Here is a 20,547-nt window from a genome sequence, read left to right on the forward strand (position 1 = left end):
GCTCTCATCCCCCCAACAAATAAGACAGCGCCGTCATTCCTAATGTAAGGAAAATCACTCCGAGAAACACTTCCCCGTAATACGTTTTAGGTCCTTCATACTTTGCTTTACTCATTCTCCATCCAATGAACATTCCAATCAAAGTCCCCATCGCACCATAGCGTAATACCGAAATCACATACTCATAAACTGGCAAATACTCTTTCATCTCTACTCCATCTTCTAAAGTAAGATGTTTATAATTAGCCAAGAAAAGTCCTAGGGATAAGGAAATAATTAGACCATATATTGCGCCATTCCGAATTCGTCTGTCCATCACCTTGCCTCCAATCCATTTTCACTCTTTGCTTCCATCAAAATATCAAGCGTTTCTTGAACGAACTCATTTCTCTTTTGTTCTTCGCTTAAAGATCCCCCAGCTTCCACCCGATCATAACGAAAAGCCCTGATAACTGATTTCAGAATCAGAACAAGCACCTGCTCCTTCTCTGTAAAGGGGCGTTCAAAAGTATACGATTCCAAAAACAATTGAAATCGCTCTTCTTCAGTCAGGTCTCCGGTATAAGGCGCATGCCATGCATGGTAAACAGCGACTGCAATGGCTTCGTTCAAATACACTTCGTTTCCAGCTAGATTAAAATCGTAAATGCCGAGTTTTCCACTCTCTTCACGTACCATATTGTAATAGCAAAAGTCCCCTTGAATAGCACCTTGAGGCAGTTGCGCCCAAGCTCTCTGCAACACTTTCCGATAGTCAATATACAAAGTTTGGATTGTTGCATATAAGGGATGGATTTGATAATAATTCTTAAACTCTAAGAAACTTAATTCGTTTTCATCATAATCCCCAAGGTTTCAGTGTCATTGCCACCGAACATGCTCCAAGAAGTCCCTGTAGTGAAGGGCGACTTGAATTGAGCTGAAATGAGATGTTGCTTACCTAACAAACTACCAATTTCAGAAAGCAACTCCTCTGTCACGTAGGTTAGTTCATACCCTGGTAATTCTTTTTCTAAAGTGAAAACGAGTCCATCTTCTGCATACACATGTGAACCACTACTTGTTTTAACATACCTTGCAACATTCATACCGTTTTCAACTAGTCGTTCCGCATATTGACAGCAAGCCTCCCAATAAAAGGACTCTACACGTTCACCTTTTAACACGTAGGTGGAAATTGATTTCACTTCGGCTAATATTTTTTCACTGGAACGAAAAATTTCTACCTCTTCTGCTTGTATATTAAAGTTTATGCAAACCGCTGAAATTCTTTCAGTATCCATAACACCCTCCGTTCCTATCCCACTACTCCAATTCACGTTCGTCAATCATCGTCATGAATTGAAAGTCACTTGAGCCGTATGAATATTGGGGACTCTTGAAAAACACTTCTGGCGAGACCGATTTTCCACTGCCGTCCAGTGCATTCCAACCGAATTCGAATTGCATAGCAGCTGTCGAATAACCATCGAACCAAGAAAATGTTTCTGTCTCATCTAAGCGAATAGTGGATTGCAACACTTCTTGCCAAGTAGAAGGAAGCGGTATTGCACCGAACGATTCTTCAGCTACCTCGATTTCTTTAGACATTTGAACCCGAGGGCTATAAAAGTTCTTCCCGTCCGCCATTCCATAATCTCTTCGACGGATGATATATGCATTCAACTTCTCTGCACCGATTTCAGGGGCGATGTTCCACGTTAAAAAATAAGAAGTAGGATCGTTTCTGTCAATCATCCAGAGCTTAGGTTCCCCATTCGATTCTAAACTGATTAACTCCCATTTCCATTTGCCCCAAATCCAAAAGCTCATCCCATAATCACCCTCTTCTGAAATATAAGGAACTGCGACGTGGCGACGATCTGCTTGGATCACCTTTTGAATTTCAGCAACTTGATCACTAGTCCCGTATTCGTTCAACGAGTCATTCATTTCCTGTAGAAGTTGGGGCTTATCCGGAAATTGGGTAGGCGGAGAATAATTCCACCACATGAAGACTAAAAGGAGGACACTCGCTAAAGAAACCCATATCCACGCTATGTGATGTCTGCTCATTTTTCGTCACCTCCCACAACAAATGATTGAGTGGAACGGAAATACAGAGATTCAGACGGAGTTTGGATGAGCAAACCTTTCCCGTCCTTTTCTACATAAATCGTCGAACGTACGCCACTTCCCCATTTTGGTTTCGCATCCAGTAACAAGTACGGAAAACGCTCATATCTCGCTTTTTCTTGCACAAACGTATACTCATACCAAGTCCCATCGTAAACTTGTGATTGCTTCAGCTTTTGAAGTTCTGAATTCAACACCTTCACATTGAGAGCGGCCTTCTCACTTCCATTTGGATGAACGGATAGTATCGATGCTTCTTTCACATCCGATACAAACGTCTCCGCATGATCTGCCGGATAAACAAAATGCCCAATCGAACTTGCCACTAGTACGCTGAGTAAGAAAATATAATTTGCCCCAAACCCTAACCATGCGAATTTACGATACCGCTCCCAACGCCCCTCTTTTCGTTTGAGAAAGAAATATAAAACCCATACACCTAGCGGCAAAACAGCAATCCGAATGACTGTGCTAGCCATCATCCATGTAATTGAAAATGAAGTTATACCGGTTAATAAAACCAGAAAAGCTTTCCATCCTACCTGTTGTTCGGGATTCTTCCTATACATTCTATACGCGAGGTAAGCAATCACCCCCCAAGCTAAAACGGTTAAAAGGTTAGATAAAAAATCAAAAGAACCATACTCGTTTATCTCGTTCACTCCTCTTATAAATTGTATAATCATTAATGCTCGTAAATATAATTTAATTCAGTTAATTCCCACATGATTATCATACACTATTTGGAAATCATGTGGGAGCAATTTTTGTAATTGAAGAAACGCAAAAAACCACTTACACGCAGTGTGTAAATGGCTTTTCTTCATCTATTCTTTCAGTACTTAGTCCTCTGTTGGTGCATAATCTTGGTTGAACCACAACTGCTCCTGATCATCCACTTCACCATTGTAGTTTATGAAGATTTCTTCGCCTGCTGTAATTGCTTTATGGGCAAAGAAGTCAAATGTTTGGTTATCAAAATTGATGTCATACCAGGCATTTGGCTCATAAGAATGGTTGAATAGCATGCCATATCCTAAAAGGATTGCGGAGTGGTTCACTCCGTATTCAAAGGCGTAATCGCCAAGAATCGTTTTCTCAATATGCTGGTGCTGTTCGTTTGGATAGGAAATAACCGGCGCCGCATGCAGCAACTGGCCTTTTTCAATATCACATGTGGCAAAAACGCCTCTGTTGAATTCACCATCACTAATTTCGGAAGTTTTTACTTCTATCATTTATTCGCCTTCTCGCTTTTGTATTTACTGCCCACTATAGCATGAATGAACCATCCAATGCTTTGTCTAGAACTCTCCCCTTAATGGTTTTGTCGTCTGCGACTAGACGCCTTCCCCATAGTAGTCGAAAACATCAGCCAGGTCGGCGTAAATCTGATAACCATTTCCCCAGTATTCTTTTACCCAAGCAAGCAGCTCAATCATCTGTTCTCCGTGCTGTACCACTTTATCTTCCAATCCTTTTGCTTCTATCAGCTTGGCGTGACACCAGACTGGATCCGGAAGAGAGTCAAACCATTGCTTCTCGCCATCATCCATTTGTTCTCCATAATACACTCCCCACTCTGCCGGCAGCATCTTGGGCCATTCCACTCCCAGTCCGACGTCTTCCATGACTTGTCGGAAATCCAGCATGAGTGAAAACATAAAGCCTTCTTCATCTGCAGCCGGTAATTCCGGAAAGGAGAGTTTATAGGACTTGGGAGCGGGTTTTGCTTTTACTAACTTTTGAAAAAATGTAGGCTCCGGGGTACGATCCTCCCATGTATAATTCCGAATCGCGTATAGGATGACCTCACTGTGATCTTGCATCTGACTATATCCAGGCAGCTTTTCATTTTGAACAGTTAAGAGTTCTTCAAGTTCCATTTGTTCTGAAAGCGACAGTTTACTTCGAAGTTCTTTTATCCGTAAATCATGTAATCCAACTGCATGTCGGCGCTCCTGTTCAATATTCATTTACACATTCCCCCATTCCTTTTTACATCCCCTCATTAAAAATATACCGCCATCTAACAGTAAAGATGACGGTATCCTTCGATTACTTATTTTTCTTCAGGAATCGCGCAGCTGCCATCTGTACACGTGGCATCTTCCCCATTATCCGGTGACAAGTTTTCAAACACGGATACTGGCTGTTCTTCTTCCAAGATTTTCTCTATAGCTTGTAAAAATGCTTCAGGTGGCTGTGCACCTGAGATCGCATATTTTCGATTAAAAACAAAGAATGGAACGCCTGTAACACCAAGTTGTTTTGCTTCTTCAATATCCGCGCGTACTTCATCAGCATAAGCATTCGGATCACTCGCAACGGCAAGTGCCTCTTCTTTAGATAAACCTGCTTCGACCGCGAGTTCAACAAGGATTACTTCATTGCCCACGTCTTTCGATTGTGTAAAGTTTGCATACAGTAATTTCTCTGCAAGTACAGCGTCTTTGCCGTGAACTTTCGCAAACTTCGTCATCCGGTGTGCGTCGAATGTATTCGTTGGTTTCATCGTATCAAAATGGAAATCGAGCCCCACTTCTTTCGCTTGTTCTGCAATAGAAGCCGTCATTTGTTTCGCTTTCTCAGCGCCTCCGAATTTAGCTCCCATGCTCTCGTAGAAGTCTTGTCCGCTATATTTAGCAGATCCTGGATCTAGTTGAAAACTTTTAAACTCGATTTCTATACGATCCTTCCCTCTGATTTCATCCAATGCAATTTCCAGTTTGCGCTTTCCAATATAGCAAAACGGGCATACAAAATCCGACCAAATTTCAATTTTCATAAAGCATCTCTCCTCATCTGTTGTCTGTTTTATTGAGACAACTATACCACTCCATAGTCTGAAAACGAATTAGTAAGCTTCTGTCTGTGATTACCCACTAATGTTAGTCATTATCTAAAACGGGTATAGATATATATAAATATTTCCCGCTCAATTTCGGGAAATCTTGGATTCTCGAACTAAAGAAAGGTTGGATATTGTGAAAGTACTAGTTATTGGAGCAAACGGACAAGTCGGTAAAGAACTTGTTTCTTTAATTCAGAAGAGTGATTCGTTAACAGCCAAGGCGATGATACGGAAGCAAGAACAGGCTTCTTATTTTGAAGACTTAGGAGCTGAAACAGTCTTAGTGGATTTAGAAGACGACACGAAGAAAATTGCAGAAGCCGCTGAAGGCGCAGATGCGATTGTATTTGCTGCAGGTTCCGGACCGAAAACGGGTGCAGACAAAACGATGCTGATTGACTTGGATGGCGCAGTGAAGTCAATTGAAGCTGCAAAACAAGCAAACGTAAAGCGTTTCATCCTCATCAGTTCTTATGACACGACCCGTGAAGCGATTCAGGAAGCAGATTCATCATTTGCGCCTTATGTTGCAGCGAAACATTATGCAGATGAATGGCTTCGCAAAACAGATTTAGACTACACGATTGTTCACCCTGGTATGTTAACGAACGACGATGGAACTGGTAAAATCGAAGCCGCAGAGAAAGTTGAGGCAAACAAAGTTCCACGAGATGACATCGCACAGGTACTTCTTGCTTGTTTAGAAGACAACTCGACAATCGGCAAGGAATTCCAAGTAATTGCAGGCGATAAACCGGTGAAAGAGGCAATCGCTTCGCTTAAATAACTACATTGAATAACCGTACCCCATGTTAAACTCTGGGGACGGTTATTTTTTACGTTGCCGTAATTACACATCTAACTCTTCCCCATTTTCTTACATATCAACTTCATTTTTTTAGACCGTTTCATAACCAAACAGAACGATTCCCTGATCAAGTATCGTTGTGGGTTGTTTTTCCATTAGACAGCCATCTACTGATAAATTCACTCCCGTGATATACGAAAATTTATCTGACCTATGCATCTCGCACACGATCATTTTGGCATTGTCTAAGCAACAGGTTTCTCAGACTACACTTCACACTTCTACTGGCTAGTTTCAGTTACTTGGTTGCACTTATTATGAGTTTCACTCTTTTTCTGACGGACCTTTGCTGTTTAATTGTCTTTTGTTTTCCGCCACGAGTTTTTCGAAATAGGATAGCTCTTTAGATTCTTTAGTTGTTTCTTCAACGAAAGGTACCACATCTTCTGTTTGTTTAGGTGTAACCACTTGTTTAACAGGTCCATCTGAAACTGAAGAACGTGCTGGCTCAATCTCCTCTTGTTCGTAATATCGATAGGATGTTGCTGGCTCACTAGGTATCGTTACTTCAATTTCTCTAATGTCTGACCGACTAGTGGATACAGGTGTCTCAACTTCAACCGATGGCGTAGTCTCCGCTTTCTGAAAAACAGCCGTTTCCGGAGTTTTTTGCAGTAGCTGATTATTTATTATATTGTTCAGTGTAGAGAATCCCGATTTTAACTCATTTAAAAGCTTTTCATATTCAGGTGTGTCTGTTTCGATTTGCGTGGAATTGCCTTCTATGAAATTGACTTGATAAAAAGGTTGGGTCCAGTTACGAATTTCAATGACCAATGCTAACGTGTGTATTTTTTTCGACTGAGTATTTTTAGGAAGCTTACTATATATCTCTTTTTTAATATACTCTAACATCGGGATATTTGTAGATGTATACGACATGTCGATCACTTCTGAATTCTCTACAATCGCAACCGCATCCAATTCAGTGAATCCATAATTATCTAGCGTGTAAGACATGTTGGCCGTCGGTGTAGTCAATGGCTTTCCAAGGCCATCCACTGCACGCCAACAATAAATCTGACGTGATTCTTCATGAATTGTAACTCTTGTCAACGCATCACTTGAAACATAGGTTAACGTGTCGTCTAGATTACCTGCCGGTGGTTGTATGGAACTCAAACTTTCTCGTTGCTTAGCCAATTGACCCACCGCTAATGTATGCGATTTGGCAGACAAAGGAATCGTTAAAAACGCAAGTATACCAATGACACTCCACCCTATCCATCCAGCCCCATTAATCATTGCAAAAACAAAAAAAATACTTGCAAGAAGTGGAGATAGACAACCCAGACACCCGATTATAGTAGAATTTTTTGTAGAGATAGGTTCCATCCTCCTTTAATGTAATAAAATTAAACCTAAAAAACACGTAAATAGTCTATATATCTGAGGCTATAGCATAAGATCCAAACTCGTTTTACTGAAGATATCCTTTTGTTTAGTCGAGTTTATACAGGGAAATCAATTGAAATAAGTACTTGTTGACTAGCAACTTACCCACTGAACTTTTGTTTTAAGGAGGAGTTACATTATGGAACTTCATGACGGAGAAACAGTTAAGTATAAGCTGTCCGCAAACTTGAGAAATGGGATTGAATTTGTAGGCGGAGTCTTAACCATTACAGACCAGCGATTCCTATTTTCATCACACGCCATCAACATTCAAAAAGGCGAAGTGGCAATTTCTATCAACGATATGGATAAGGTGCATGAATCCAACGCTTTAGGTATCCTTTCAAATGGTCTTACTGTAGAACTAACGGACGGATCTTCTCACACGTTCATCGTTGCTCCAGGAGACATGTCTAAACGTGAGGATATCGTGGAATTTGTTCAAGAAAAATTAAGTGCTTAACACACAGTACCTCAAACACTTCTAACTGTTTGGGGTATATTTTTTCATTTCCTACTATCTAGCTGGCTGTCCGGCAACAAGCACATGCATAACAGTAGCCATTATTTCAAACCACATATTTAAATTTTCATGCACGCCATCATAATCTGACGGTCCCTTATAAATCGATTGAAAATTTAGTAAAAACAGGTTTTATTATCCTTTAATTATTGATATACTAGTTATAGGTGGATAATTCCTTTACGTTATCACCATTGGATTAGTTTCAATAATTGTTGAGAATCTATATAAGCACCTTGCTTTGAAGTAGATGCTCTTAAAGATTCTGCTCCGCCACATCCACTATGCTTTAAATATATCTTGTGCAACTAACGAGTAGGAGGAGAAGCAATGGCTAGCTTGTTCATTACTATCAGTATCTTTGTTGTTATGTTGTTTGGTTTTAATAGGCTCATGGGGTATCGAAAAGGCAATATTACATTGGAGTTGGATGGCAGGTACGCAAGTCTTACCGATCAAGCCAATGCAGTCACCGAAGAGCTCAGAAAACAAGGTAAAAGCGCTGAGTACAACGGAGATGGTCATTACCTGGTTGATGGACTATCTTATGTTGTTCTCAAAAGAAATGTTGGTATGGGCGGAGTTCCTTTGGAGCGTACTGTACTTGTACCGGATAAGAAGTGAAAACTTCCCTTCGAACAAAACGTAAAAATACCAGTATACTTTTGAATTCTACATTCAATCGTATACTGGTATTTTTTCATTAGCGTGCTATTCGTTAAGACGTACAATATGCATAGCACTCACCGATTTCGTGAATACCCGGCACTTATTAAATTTGTTATATGAACTTTACTTTGTCTTCAATTGCAATTCGAGTTGTTGAATACGCAGGCGCATTTTCTTTCCCGAGTGTAATTAACACGATTGGAAAATAACGCTCAGATATATTAAAGCGCTGGGCAAACTTCACTTTGTCGAAGCCACCCATAGGTCCTGTTGCATAGCCACGCTCTTTCGCAATGAGCATGAACTGCATTGCAGCGAGACCAGAATCGAACGTAGCCATATTCTTACGTGATTCTTCAGGGGCATGTGGATACGCTTTGTGGGCATTGCCTACGAGCACTGCTTTGCTTGCTTCGTCCACAAAACCGGCTTCGGACATGCTGTCATAAACTGGATCGATGTTTTTGTAAAACTCTTTATCTCCCAGTACAGCGATGACTGCAGAAGCAGTTTCAATCTGCTCCTGGTTATACGCAATTTTTCTCAAATCTTTGCGTTCTTCAGCATCTAGGAAGACAAGGAACTCCCATGGTTGCAGATTGCTAGTTGAAGGTGCGAGTGTTGCCTGCTCTAGCATCTCCAAAATCTCATTTTTCTCGATAGTAAAGTCCGGATCGTATTTTCTCACCGAACGGCGTTCTTTAATTAGGGTAGAAATCGTTTCAGACAAGTAAATTCCTCCTGTTGGTTAAAAGAACCATTAATTCTTACAACAGTAGCATACTTATAGTAAGCTAAATCATCAAGTATTGTTGAGTTACGGTTAGGTCTCTTCGGTGCTAGTAATAATATGCATACTTTCTAACAATGCCCGCGCGTCCTGATTCAAATAAGTAAGTGTATCTTCCCTGCTCACTAGTCCCGCATGATCCTTTACCATTAATTTAAATGACCGGATATTAAAATGAACAGCATAATCATTAATAGCATGAATTACTTTAATCTCCGATTGGGTCAACCGTCTTCCATCTGAATTCAAAACAAACTCAAATAGATCTTGCGCATTCCGCTGGAGATGATGCTTATGTGTTTTCACAAGATCTATATTATCCTCCATATACTTTCTCGCGGTTATAAAGTCTAATTCATCCACACATTCATTGATCACTTTAAACAACTCATTAGAATTCATACGACCACCCCTTTACTTTACCATCCCTTACCAATATACCATTTCATAACTGTACTTCCACTTTAGCACACATTCTTTGAACATAAGGTGAATGATAAATGTGCTATACAGCGTTACATCTCCTTTGTGTAAAACTCCTCAAAAAGAAAAACCCTTTGAATTGTAGATACTTTAAGTGTATCACTTCGAAAGTGTTTTTAGATTTCAAATTAAGTTTTTCTCACTTATGAGGTAGGCTACTTTTTACAACTCACACGCACTTAAACAATGAGAGCGTTCATACTTTCCAACAATGCTTTCGCATCTTCATTCAAGTATGCGAGTGTGTCTTTTTTACTAAGTAACGCCCCTCTTTCTTTTACCAACAGCTTAAATCCCCGAATGTTAAAATTGGCGGCATATTCGTTAATCGCCTGAATAATATTCAGTTCTTTTCTGTTCAGCATCTCGCTGTTCAGATCTCGGTTTGCAACAAATTCGAACAGTTCTTGCGCATTGTGCTGCAACCGATGCTTATATCTGTTCAGCAATTCAATATTCTCTTCCATGTATTTTCTTGCAGAAACAAAATCCAATTCGTTGACGCACTTGTTGATGGTCGTAAACAGTTCCCTTTCGCTCATTCCAACCACTCCTTTTATACTAATTAATACTGTATCACCCTAAGGCCTAAAGTTCTATTAGAGAACAATTAGAAATTGATGAGAGTTTGTATTTAACGGGTATGTCCAGGTCTATTTTTTGCTATAGAGAGAAGGAATGGGTTGTTGGGGAACCTAGAAAACGAGGGGAGAAGCCTATACCTCCAGGCTTCTCCCCTCGTATGTGATAAATCAGTAAGTTACTAGGAATATTATGCATTTTCCTTCAGTTCCGCTTGTGTAAGTAGCCCACCTTGTTTGAGATACTTATTCATCCCTTCAGCAGCACGATAGGCAAATGCTCCAATCGTTCCTGTCGGGTTGTAATTACTATTATGAGGGAATGACGAACCACCCACTACGAAGAGATTTTCCATCTCCCACATTTGGGAATACGTATTCACCGCAGAGTTTTTGGGACTTTCCCCCATAATCGCTCCACCGAAGAAGTGGTCTGTGTAAAATTTATGGTCAAATTCCACATCATCTTCCACAACATCGACATTCATCGTATCTGCGCCCATCTCTTTCATGATTTCTGCGCAACGAGCGACTCCTGCCTTTGCACGTTCGCGATCTTGTTCTGAATACTTTACTGTAACCCGTAAGAGAGGGTTACCCAAAGAATCTTTGTACGTTGGATCTAAGTCCATATACGTTTCTTTGTTAGGCAGAAAACCACTCTGAGCTGTGACGAATAAATTACGATTTGCATATTTCAATGATTGCTTTTTAAACTCTTTTCCCCAAGCTGGCGTTCCTTCTGGTACTTGGTTATTCGCAATCGGGCGTGTTCCTAATTGACCATAGTGAACCTCATACCCGTGTAGAAATTTAAGATCGGAATGATCTTCGTTATCTCCGCTAAAGTCGTCAATCGTCGCCCCTAATGCACCTGTCCCCATGAAATTGTTGAACTTCTTATCCTCAAAGAAACCACGCGCCCCAATATAAGTGGACAAATTATTGAAGTGGCCAGTGAAGTTTTTACCGATGATCCCTTGTCCTGTTTTCGGATTATAAGGAGTTCCGATTTTAGAGACGAGCAACAGTTTCGTATTTGTAAATACAAATCCTGCAAGGACAACAATGTCTGCTGGCTGTTCAAATTCCTCCCCTGTCATCGTATCTGTATAGACTAACCCTGTCGCGCGCTTTCCGTCATGACTTACCCGTGTTACATTGGAGCCATTTCTCAGTTCCAAGTTACCTGTTTTCCTTGCAGTTGCAAGAACGGTACCAATCGGATCGGCTTTCGCTCCAAAGTCACATCCATACTCTTCACAAAACGCGCAATACACACATCCATTTAACTTTTCTCCATCTGGGTTTACATAGGCTTGGGAGAGATTTGCAGAAGGCATATGGTATGGATGATAGCCCAAGTCAGTAGTCGCTTTCTTAAACAAGCGAATCGTTGGTGTTTCTTTTAGTGGTGGATTGGGGTACTTATCAGACCGAGGGGGGCCAATCGGGTTTTCTTCCCCTGAAATACCAGCTGTCTTTTCATATTTATCGTAGTAAGGTTCTAACTCATCATAGGTAATGCCCCAGTCTTGCATCGTGGACTCTTTAGGTATTTTTTCTTCACCGTATCGTTCCACAGTTTTACTGTAAATCTCAAAATCATATGGTAACCATCGAAATGACATCCCATTCCAATGGACTCCAGCTCCTCCCGTATTATTTCCTAATCTTGCTTTTGAATTACTTCTAACTGGAAGTGCTTTCTTATCTAGGGAATTCCTCGATGTGATCGTTTCTTTATTAAGATCTTGCATTAAATCATATCGTTTTGAATAACGTAGCTCGTCTTTTGTCCCCATAAAATCTTCGTGCTTTTTATCCCGACCTCGCTCGAGTATTACTACCTTATGTCCCGCTTTAGTAAGTTCAGCCGCAGCAATCCCTCCTGCCCAGCCGGATCCAACAATTACAGCATCTACTTTAGGTAACTTTTTGACCATTTTTGCTTCCTCTTCTCAATTTATGATTTAGTGTCCTTGATAGTCCCGTAAACTAATTGGTTGCAGTTTTATAAATTCGTCTTGGTCTATGTAGCCAGCGTATGAGGTTTGTGCTCCAGGAAACTCTTTCATTTTCCAGCCTTCCATATTGCGGTTTCCTCCATATAATGGATCGGAGTATGCGCCTTCTAATGTAGATTGAATTAGCAGAGCGAAGAATTCAGAAGCAGCGAGTCCGTTCATTTTCACTTTATCATCGTCGAAGTCCTGCAAAATCTGAATTTGCTGGTCTTCTTCTGCCTTATCAAAAGTAGTGCTAAATCGTTTTTGACTTTCTTCGTCCAACTTCCTTAATCCGTGAATGAAAATGTCGCCACGATCCAAAATGGATTGTTCGCCTGCAGGACCCGCAGATTGATCACTCTCATCTAAAACAGCTGTATACGGACCATGTCTGTAGTCTCTTCCATTAATGCCCCAACGGCCAGCCAATTGCTTATCTATATAGTAAGGAACGCCTAATTTAATTGCCCCTGGACCATGCTCGTCCTCGGGATAGATTTGTTCCGTTGCAGCCATCAGTACTAAGAAGTCTTGATGACGGGTGAAAAATTGCATGGCTTCTTGTACATCTATCAAAGCATCCTTATGCTCTTCAACCTTTTGTTCTTTCTTCGAATCGAAACTATTCGTTAGCAAGCCGCCGAATAATGAACCACCAACCAGTCCACCTGCTACTAAACCTGAATTCTTTAAGAATTTCCGACGACTCATATCTTGCTGTTTTTGTTGCTCTCCACTCGCGCTATCTTTTGGATTATTATCTGACATGTTAAAACCTCCCCAACCTTATATTTTTCCGTATTTGTGAAAAGTTAAACTGTAATATAATTCCCAAAACCTTCACATCACAAGTATGAATCCATAAAATATAGTGAATTATTTTTTCAAATTGAGTATTGACGATTCAGTACAAAACTAGTCATTCATTTTAAGGCGTTCGTCATATTCTTTGAACTTCATGGATATCTCTCGCTGAATAAGGGTATTTCAGAGGTATACATAGTTCTTGAGGATTCGCACTGCAGGAAGGGGGAGCTAAATGGATAGAGATCAGTTGCATACCAAACGGATAACAAGTTTACTAACAATCTGTGCTGCTTTTTTGATGGGGTTTATCGATGCCTATACATTCATGGAGTTGGACCATGTTTTCGTGAGTGCCCAGACTGGAAACATGGTGACGTTTGGTGTCAAATTATTCACAGGTCAGCCCTACGATGCCTTAGCAAACATGATTGCTTTCTTCGGATTCATGTGTGGTGCATTTTTAGGTGAAGTTCTTTTGGCTCGCTTGAGGCTTCCTGGCTTGAGGAGATATCGTCTGTTCCTGTATGTCCAGGCACTCCTTTTACTGGTGTTGGCACTGTTTCAAACAAGTCTCGAATTGTCTGTAATGGTTTTTGTATTGGGATTACTTTCCGGCTATGCATTGACGACGTTCAGAAAAATCGGATCGACTTCCGTCAATAACGGCATCATGACTGGGAATGCGAGGAATATGATGAACAGCTTGTATCTGATTCTCTTCGAAAAGGATGAACAGGCAAAAAAAGATATGCTTCATCTTTTCATTGGCATCATTACATTTGTTGCTGGAGTTGGTGCTAGTGCATTTGTCAGCGGATGGGATCCGATGGCTATATTATGGATTGCCTTCGGGATTGTCTGCTTTTCAATCGTTGCACTATTTTTCTATAAGTGGACGTAAGAGGTAGTTAGAGCTATTCCTAATCTGGATGATGGCGTAATAGGCTCTATTCATGTTAGAGTGATAGACATTCAGACTGACATTTGTCAGTCTCCATCTTTATGATTTTTTCAGGAAGTTACACACTATGAATGAGGAGTGAGTGGAATGAATGAAAAACAATTTGACAAGGTGAAAAATGGAAAAGGGTTCATCGCAGCGCTTGACCAAAGTGGCGGTAGTACCCCTAAGGCACTTGCAGCATACGGTGTGAACGAAGACGCGTATACAAACGAAGATGAGATGTTTACGTTGGTGCATGATATGAGGACAAGAATCATCACCTCTCCTGCATTTGATGCGCAGCATATTCTAGGTGCGATTCTTTTCGAACAAACGATGGATCGTGAAATTGACGGTATGTACACTGCTGATTACTTAGCTGAAAAGAAAGGGATTGCTCCATTCCTTAAAATTGATAAAGGTCTTGCGGAAGAAGCAAACGGCGTCCAACTCATGAAACCAATTACAGATTTGGATGAAACCTTGAAACGCGCAAACGAACGTCATATCTTTGGAACAAAAATGCGTTCTGTCATTAAAGAAGCAAATAAAGAAGGTATCAAGGCAGTCGTCGATCAACAATTTGAAGTCGGTAAGCAAATTATCGCTGCGGGGCTCGTTCCAATTATCGAGCCTGAAGTGGATATTAACAGCGCAAACAAACCGGCTTGTGAGACATTATTGAAAACTGAACTTCTTAACCACTTGGACCAGTTGAAAGATGATGAAAATGTCATGTTGAAACTGACAATCCCTACTGAAGCAAACTTATACAAGGAGCTTATTCAACATCCTAGAGTGGTACGAGTTGTCGCACTTTCTGGTGGATATCCAACAGATATCGCCAATGAAAAGCTTAAAGAGAATGATGGGTTGATTGCCAGCTTCTCTAGAGCTCTTAGCCAGGACTTGAATGCTAACCAATCAGACGGTGAGTTCAACAGCGCTCTTGGAAAAGCTGTTAAATCGATTTACGAAGCGTCCATTTAAGCGAAAAGCCTGTGCCAAAACCAATTCAGTTGGTTTTAGACACAGGCTTTTTTATTTACTGTTTACTCTTGAAGAAGTAATTTTCGAGCTTATTAACGTCCCAGTCCAAATGAGCGATTGTAGGTTTGCCCGGATTGCACCATTTTTCGGACCTTTTGTAAACGAAGCGATTCATAGTTTTTCAAAGCTTTTATGGCTGCGGTTCCTTCGATTTCCTTTGACACACACTTCCCCAAATCCACCGCGTCTTGCAAAGATGCGTTAAATCCGCTTGCCGTAATGGGTGCTGGAACGTGTGCAGCATCTCCTATCAATGCAATACGACCATGGACTAGCTGAGTGGGAACGTATTCTTTAATAGGTGTCCCTGTAAGATTTCGATGTTGAAGTGCGTGCAACATCGCGGATCTCCATGGCTCGTCCCATCTTACAGATACTAATTTAGCGAGTTCATCGATTGTCTCTTGAGGTATATCAGGTCCTTTGAGTGAATGCTTCACGACATTTCCTTCCACACATCCGAGATGGCGCAACAATTCATTTCTTGAGATATCGTACCATGTGCAGCCAATTCGACGATTCCCAAATTCGCCCCCAGATTCAATGATTGATCCAAACAAAAAGCCATTTAAACTTTCGAGCATAGTTACTTCGGGATGGTGGTAACCTGGGCGCATATGTGGTGGCAACTCTTCTTCTTTCGTAGAGGCAATCCACACCATATATCCCGCAAACGTTGCCTCGGGATTATCTGGAGCTACGTGTCTCCGTACTAAACTATGATGCCCATCCGCGCCAATCAAAAGGTTGCCGTGAATTGTCTCTCCCGCGTCCGTCATAACAAAAGCGGAAGTATTATCTTGGTCTACAAATTCAACACGCGTATCGTAACGTAATTCAATCCTTGAATCCTTTTCAGCTTCTATCCGTAAACGAGACTCTATCGAGGACCATAGCTGAATGGATCGTTTCCCACCGGAAGCTAAATTTCGTAACAAACGCTCCGTCCCTGTCGCATTAAATCTTGCGGCATCAACTTGAAGACCAGCCCCGGATCGATGTCCTGATCCAACTTTCTCGAGAAGAGTCACTTGTACACCTTCTCTAGCAAGCGCAATTCCAGTCATTAGCCCTGAAAGTGAAGCCCCAACAACGATGGCAGAGCCGTTGGTAGCACCTTTTTTTGAATTCATTGGATTCACCGCAATCCCCCCAGTTTTTAACCATCACAAATGTGACTCTCGTGTTTTTCACTTCAACCATTTATTTCGGAATTAGTTAAACCTTATAATAATTTAACAAACAGATAAGGAAAAACCAGAAGAATGCTCACTGGAATAATTGTAAAAGCAAAAAGACCCGAATCTGCTGAGTTCAGCAAAAACCGAATCTTTAAGATGAATATACTCGATACACAACTTAGTACTACTTCTATTTAACAAGCGTCACAGGACAACTCATACGCTTTACTACTTTCTCACTGACACTCCCAAATATAAGTCCTTTAAAAGCATTCAGCCCTCGACTACCGAGTATTAGCTGATCAACTTCACTAGCATTCACATACTTGATAATCGTTGGACCCGTCTGCCCTTTCAGCAACGTGACTTTCGGTTCTACCCCGGCCTCACGAGCCATTTTAACAACAGGTTGGACGTTTTTCTTCTGATACGCAGCGAGATTTTTAGGACTTTCTGTCAGAAGTCGTTCGTCTTCCACCTTATTAAAATCGGTCACAAAAATGATCTCCAAGTGCGTCTCTGGTAAAAACTGAACAAGCATTAGCGCATGTTGTGCCGCACGTAATGCACTCTCTGAACCATCCACAGCCACCGCAATATTCATAATCGCCCTCCTTAGATTTGCTCGCCAGTCAAAGAGTCATGTAAGTAATACCACCGATTTTACCAGACCTCAAACAAAAATCAATGAAAGCGCAAAAAGATTTTTGAGTTGCACTCGTTTTTTTCCTCAGTTGTATGAAAGTAAGGGAATCTCACTGTACTTCTTCTGCACAAGCAGCCAACGTTCTTCTAATTTCAGCACGGACATCGTCTTCCTGATAATTTAAAATCCGCATCGTCTCATTCGGATCAATGAAGGCATCTCGATTCTGCATTTCGATTTGTTTCCCCATATGAATCGCATGCTCTTTCCCTTTTGCTGCGACAGTTTCATCCATTTTCTCAGCAGATGGCTTCAATTGACCTATGGGAACTGTTTCAACGATTGTGTCAGTTTGTCCAAGACTTTCCGCAATCATCTTGTAGAACTCGTCATACTTCATATTAATGCCAGAGATTGCGTAAGTCCCTCGGTGCTCACCATGTTCCAATGCACCGACAGCCGCTTCCGCCACTTGCTTCGTTGTCACCATTGCCGTCCCGCCAGCAGGGACTTTGACTACATCCATACCTTGAACACGAGGGAAAAAGCTTTTCCATAACGGTGTACGATGTGGCATTGTTCCGAATATGTATGGTAGACGAAGCGACATGACCTCCATGGATCCTTCTCCTTCCATGAATGCAACTTCCTCCTGTAGTAATCTTGTTTTGACATAAGGTTGCTCCTGCAAATTCAAATCATTCCACATACCCGCAGTTTCAGTGTGATACGAACCGAATATGAGAAACTTCTGCACGCCCGCTATACGAGCCAATCTTGCAAATCTTTGTGTAGGTAATACGTTTTTTTCATAATAAAATTTCATAGCTGGTGCTTCAGGAAGGGTTCGCTCATCCAATCCAGCTGCATAGACAAATGCGTCTTTATCTTTAAGCATCGCCAACACTTGCTCATCTGTCATCTCATTCATGTCGCCAATTATCCGTTCTTTTACTGGATCAGGTAACACATCCTCCATGACTTCTGCATTGCGTGCAATTGTAGAAACCTCGTATCCTTTGTCGAGTAGTTCTTTGATCGTCTCAAGTCCAAGCAACCCGGTTCCACCTAAAACAAAAACTTTTTCCATTCAGCATAACTCCCTTATTCAAAGTGTTCCAGTATTCTACCCTTCTATCGTTTTGGGTAATCCAATTGCGGAATAGTGTGGAAGCGTAATAGCGGTACGTAATATATTTTCTGTTGCACCATGAACAACTTTTACAATGAAAAAAGACACGATCCCTTTATAGGTTCGTGTCATCGTTATTCTGATTACTCTACAGCCAATTGGCGAATACCATTTTCAAGTCGTTTGTCGACTTCCTTGGCATCTTCAATATGCTCAATAATGAGACCGTGTGCTTGTGAGAAAAGAGTTTTTGCACCAAACAGCTCACTTTTCACTTCTGCAGATAGTTGTTTTTGCTCTTCAATCATTTTCTGGATGGATCCAATATCACCTTGACTCTGTTCGATTGTATTTAAAATGCGTTCCATTTTCTCAGCTGTCGCAAGACTAACTTGGACACCTTTATCCACAAGCTCCGCACTCGTTCTTGTAGAATCCAACGCTTCTTTAATTTCGTCACGCAATGACGAAGTCAGAGTTTGAATACTCGCTGTACTCTTTGCCGTACTTTCTGCTAAATTACGGACTTCCTGCGCAACAACTGCGAACCCTTTTCCAGACTCACCCGCTCTTGCTGCTTCAATTGAAGCGTTTAACGCAAGTAAATTTGTTTGTGTTGCAATGCCATCGATTACCCCGACAATCGATTGAATTTCATCTGATCGTGCACTTAAATTGGTCATATTTTGCTCGGAAGCCTGTATTTGCACCCCAAGATTTTTAATTACTTCTGCTGTTGCGTTCACTTCTTGTGTACCTTCAGTAGCTTCGACGACCATCACATGTGATTGATCTTCTAAAGAACGTCCCTTTTCATACAGTTCTTCTGACTTTTGAGTAGTTTGTTCACTAAGTTCGGCAATGTTCTCAAATCGCTCTTCAATTTTGCCAACTGCTTCGCCTAAGACACCATGTTGCCCATTCACTTTCTCGTGCTGCATCACAGCAGCCGATAACTCGTCTCTTAACTCAAGCAAACGAGTCTGATCTTGCTCCTCTTTTATCGCATGGCTTTGTTTTAAAGCAGTTAATTCCTCTTGGAAATTATCTTCTTCAACTAGTCTACTTTTACTTCTGAACATTTGAACTCCCCCAAGTTATCTTTATGTTCATAATTATAGCATAGAACGACCTATATTCTTTGAATATTTCAGGGTCAGAAGTCATGTTTCTGACTTTTTTGTGAACGCTGATTCAGGAAAATATTCTCATACATTCATAGGTTGAATAAAATGCGAGTCATCAGCAATCAGTCAAACTCGATTCCCGAGTTACGCGGATAACTCCGCCACCGGACCGAATCGATTCTGTTGCTGCACAGCCTACCGCAACGCTCATTCTTCCCGCGAACGGAGATGTAAGCGGCTGTTTATTACGAAGTAAAAGTTCAATGAAGTCTTGTGCAATTTTCGGATCTGCACCACCGTGACTTCCGACTTCAGGCTTCATCTCATACGTCACATTACTAAACTCATTCCACGTGTTCGTTTTGCGTGTCTTCAAATACACTTTGCCATTCACTTCATCGTTTTCAATCCTTCCTTTTGTGCCGATAAATGTATAGTTCCGCTCATAGTCCGGTGTGAAATGACATTGTAAGTACGATGCTTTTATACCGCCTTCTAACTCCATGATCAACATATTGTTATCCTCCACATCTACTTCTTTGCGGAATGCGCATTCCGTAAATGTATGCGGCACATACTCTGGGCACGTATCTTTCAGCGAACACTCCGGACACGTCAGATCATTCGGCATGTCCCCGCCGTAATAATCCAGCCCTCCGAATGCAGAAACTTTTGTTGTATATTTACCTGAAATCCAATGGATGACATCCAAGTCATGAGACCCTTTCTGAAGTAGGAGTGAAGTCGTCTTATCACTTCTTGCGTGCCAGTCATGGTAGTAATAATATCCGCCCAATCCAACAAAATGGCGAACCCATACTGTTTTCAACTCCCCTATCGCTCCTGAGTCAATTAACCCCTTCATCGTCTGATACATGCTCATATATCTCATGTTGAAGCCAACCATCAAGTGCTTATCCGATTTCTCCCACGCCTCGATGATTCGGTCACATCCTTCCACTGTAATTGCCAGTGGCTTTTCAGAATACACATGCTTGCCCGCTTCTAAGCACGCAATCACATGCTCCTCGTGGAGATAATCTGGTGATAGCACAGCGATTGCATCGATATCATCTCGCACCAATAACTCTTTATAATCCTTCGTTAGAAAAAGTTGCGAGCCTATCTCTTCTTGAAATTCCTGCTGACGGTCTTCTGATAAATCCGCCAAAGCAACAATCTCAGATTCCCCCTCAGGCTTATGCCAATAAAGTGCTAAATTCCTTCTCAGTCCTGCTCCAATGACTCCAATTCTTACTTTTTTCATATGCGCACCTCATTTATGTGTCTCTTGTAAATTGACGAAAGTCCTTTATATATCAAGCCCTGCAAAAACTATAGCATACTATAATCGTTCCTCTGAGAAGATGCCGA

The 20,547-nt window shown here is 41.3% G+C and carries 24 protein-coding genes; 5 read left to right on the forward strand and 19 right to left on the reverse strand.

Going from position 1 to position 20,547, the window contains the following annotated elements; genetic code table 11:
- Positions 1–4: 4 nt before the first annotated feature.
- The 8 genes from ACR65F_RS08120 to ACR65F_RS08155 all read right to left on the reverse strand — a co-directional run bounded on the left by ACR65F_RS08120 (position 5) and on the right by ACR65F_RS08155 (position 4,903).
- Complete coding sequence (locus ACR65F_RS08120; protein ID WP_039043639.1) at positions 5–316, reverse strand: hypothetical protein; 312 nt, start codon at positions 314–316, stop codon at positions 5–7.
- On the reverse strand, positions 316–744 hold the full coding sequence (locus ACR65F_RS08125) for a protein kinase family protein (protein WP_125102177.1): 429 nt from the start codon (positions 742–744) through the stop codon (positions 316–318). Before ACR65F_RS08125 ends, ACR65F_RS08120 begins: the two co-directional genes overlap by 1 nt.
- A gap of 80 nt (positions 745–824) precedes the next feature.
- Positions 825–1,283: an aminoglycoside phosphotransferase/kinase family protein gene (locus ACR65F_RS08130; protein WP_125102178.1), complete on the reverse strand. Its 459-nt coding sequence runs from the start codon at positions 1,281–1,283 to the stop codon at positions 825–827.
- A gap of 22 nt (positions 1,284–1,305) precedes the next feature.
- The gene (locus tag ACR65F_RS08135) at positions 1,306–2,055 is read right to left on the reverse strand and encodes a hypothetical protein (RefSeq protein ID WP_039043641.1); all 750 of its coding nucleotides are present in this window, start codon (positions 2,053–2,055) and stop codon (positions 1,306–1,308) included.
- Positions 2,052–2,777 (reverse strand): hypothetical protein, encoded by a 726-nt coding sequence (locus ACR65F_RS08140; protein WP_125102180.1) that lies wholly within the window; start codon positions 2,775–2,777, stop codon positions 2,052–2,054. The genes ACR65F_RS08135 and ACR65F_RS08140 overlap by 4 nt, the downstream gene beginning before the upstream one ends.
- A gap of 180 nt (positions 2,778–2,957) precedes the next feature.
- Positions 2,958–3,353, reverse strand: coding sequence for an SET domain-containing protein (locus ACR65F_RS08145; RefSeq protein ID WP_039043642.1), 396 nt, complete (start codon positions 3,351–3,353; stop codon positions 2,958–2,960).
- 102 nt (positions 3,354–3,455) lie between these two features.
- A complete protein-coding gene (locus tag ACR65F_RS08150) occupies positions 3,456–4,091 on the reverse strand; it encodes a hypothetical protein (protein WP_440503988.1) in 636 nt (211 codons plus the stop codon).
- An 86-nt stretch (positions 4,092–4,177) separates the two neighbouring features.
- Complete coding sequence (locus ACR65F_RS08155; protein WP_440503990.1) at positions 4,178–4,903, reverse strand: DsbA family oxidoreductase; 726 nt, start codon at positions 4,901–4,903, stop codon at positions 4,178–4,180.
- A gap of 196 nt (positions 4,904–5,099) precedes the next feature.
- Between ACR65F_RS08155 and ACR65F_RS08160 the strand changes: the two genes are divergently transcribed.
- Complete coding sequence (locus tag ACR65F_RS08160) at positions 5,100–5,756, forward strand: SDR family oxidoreductase (RefSeq protein ID WP_039043694.1); 657 nt, start codon at positions 5,100–5,102, stop codon at positions 5,754–5,756.
- Between the two features lie 345 nt (positions 5,757–6,101).
- Here the strand turns inward: ACR65F_RS08160 and ACR65F_RS08165 are convergent, their stop codons facing one another.
- Positions 6,102–7,172: a hypothetical protein gene (locus ACR65F_RS08165; RefSeq protein ID WP_125102184.1), complete on the reverse strand. Its 1,071-nt coding sequence runs from the start codon at positions 7,170–7,172 to the stop codon at positions 6,102–6,104.
- Positions 7,173–7,371: 199 nt separating this feature from the next.
- Here ACR65F_RS08165 and ACR65F_RS08170 point away from each other — a divergent pair, with 199 nt between their 5' ends.
- Together ACR65F_RS08170 and ACR65F_RS08175 are read left to right on the forward strand one after the other, a co-directional pair.
- Positions 7,372–7,695 carry a GRAM domain-containing protein gene (locus ACR65F_RS08170; protein WP_052245938.1) on the forward strand — a complete coding sequence of 108 codons (324 nt, stop codon included), beginning with the start codon at positions 7,372–7,374 and terminating at the stop codon, positions 7,693–7,695.
- A 390-nt stretch (positions 7,696–8,085) separates the two neighbouring features.
- Positions 8,086–8,379, forward strand: coding sequence for a hypothetical protein (locus ACR65F_RS08175; protein ID WP_125102185.1), 294 nt, complete (start codon positions 8,086–8,088; stop codon positions 8,377–8,379).
- A gap of 157 nt (positions 8,380–8,536) precedes the next feature.
- Here ACR65F_RS08175 and ACR65F_RS08180 read toward each other — a convergent pair whose 3' ends face one another.
- The 5 genes from ACR65F_RS08180 to ACR65F_RS08200 all read right to left on the reverse strand — a co-directional run bounded on the left by ACR65F_RS08180 (position 8,537) and on the right by ACR65F_RS08200 (position 13,055).
- Positions 8,537–9,154, reverse strand: a complete 618-nt coding sequence (locus tag ACR65F_RS08180; protein WP_039043647.1) for a nitroreductase family protein — start codon at positions 9,152–9,154, stop codon at positions 8,537–8,539.
- Between the two features lie 93 nt (positions 9,155–9,247).
- Complete coding sequence (locus ACR65F_RS08185) at positions 9,248–9,616, reverse strand: hypothetical protein (protein WP_039043648.1); 369 nt, start codon at positions 9,614–9,616, stop codon at positions 9,248–9,250.
- A 260-nt stretch (positions 9,617–9,876) separates the two neighbouring features.
- A complete protein-coding gene (locus tag ACR65F_RS08190; protein WP_125102187.1) occupies positions 9,877–10,239 on the reverse strand; it encodes a hypothetical protein in 363 nt (120 codons plus the stop codon).
- 230 nt (positions 10,240–10,469) lie between these two features.
- On the reverse strand, positions 10,470–12,224 hold the full coding sequence (locus ACR65F_RS08195) for a GMC family oxidoreductase (RefSeq protein ID WP_125102188.1): 1,755 nt from the start codon (positions 12,222–12,224) through the stop codon (positions 10,470–10,472).
- A gap of 27 nt (positions 12,225–12,251) precedes the next feature.
- Positions 12,252–13,055: a gluconate 2-dehydrogenase subunit 3 family protein gene (locus tag ACR65F_RS08200; RefSeq protein WP_052245939.1), complete on the reverse strand. Its 804-nt coding sequence runs from the start codon at positions 13,053–13,055 to the stop codon at positions 12,252–12,254.
- 271 nt (positions 13,056–13,326) lie between these two features.
- Between ACR65F_RS08200 and ACR65F_RS08205 the strand changes: the two genes are divergently transcribed.
- Positions 13,327–13,995: a YoaK family protein gene (locus tag ACR65F_RS08205; RefSeq protein ID WP_440503994.1), complete on the forward strand. Its 669-nt coding sequence runs from the start codon at positions 13,327–13,329 to the stop codon at positions 13,993–13,995.
- Between the two features lie 147 nt (positions 13,996–14,142).
- Positions 14,143–15,027, forward strand: coding sequence for a fructose bisphosphate aldolase (locus ACR65F_RS08210; protein WP_440503995.1), 885 nt, complete (start codon positions 14,143–14,145; stop codon positions 15,025–15,027).
- A gap of 92 nt (positions 15,028–15,119) precedes the next feature.
- Here ACR65F_RS08210 and ACR65F_RS08215 read toward each other — a convergent pair whose 3' ends face one another.
- The 5 genes from ACR65F_RS08215 to ACR65F_RS08235 form a co-directional block, all read right to left on the reverse strand.
- The gene (locus ACR65F_RS08215; protein WP_440504038.1) at positions 15,120–16,220 is read right to left on the reverse strand and encodes an FAD-dependent oxidoreductase; all 1,101 of its coding nucleotides are present in this window, start codon (positions 16,218–16,220) and stop codon (positions 15,120–15,122) included.
- Positions 16,221–16,458: 238 nt separating this feature from the next.
- The gene (locus ACR65F_RS08220; RefSeq protein ID WP_125102193.1) at positions 16,459–16,872 is read right to left on the reverse strand and encodes a universal stress protein; all 414 of its coding nucleotides are present in this window, start codon (positions 16,870–16,872) and stop codon (positions 16,459–16,461) included.
- A gap of 151 nt (positions 16,873–17,023) precedes the next feature.
- Positions 17,024–18,004 (reverse strand): NAD(P)H-binding protein, encoded by a 981-nt coding sequence (locus tag ACR65F_RS08225; protein WP_440503997.1) that lies wholly within the window; start codon positions 18,002–18,004, stop codon positions 17,024–17,026.
- A 185-nt stretch (positions 18,005–18,189) separates the two neighbouring features.
- Complete coding sequence (locus tag ACR65F_RS08230) at positions 18,190–19,128, reverse strand: methyl-accepting chemotaxis protein (protein WP_440503998.1); 939 nt, start codon at positions 19,126–19,128, stop codon at positions 18,190–18,192.
- Between the two features lie 160 nt (positions 19,129–19,288).
- Positions 19,289–20,440, reverse strand: coding sequence for a Gfo/Idh/MocA family protein (locus ACR65F_RS08235; protein ID WP_440504000.1), 1,152 nt, complete (start codon positions 20,438–20,440; stop codon positions 19,289–19,291).
- Positions 20,441–20,547 lie beyond the last annotated feature (107 nt).

The organism is Sporosarcina sp. SAFN-010, assembly GCF_059415065.1.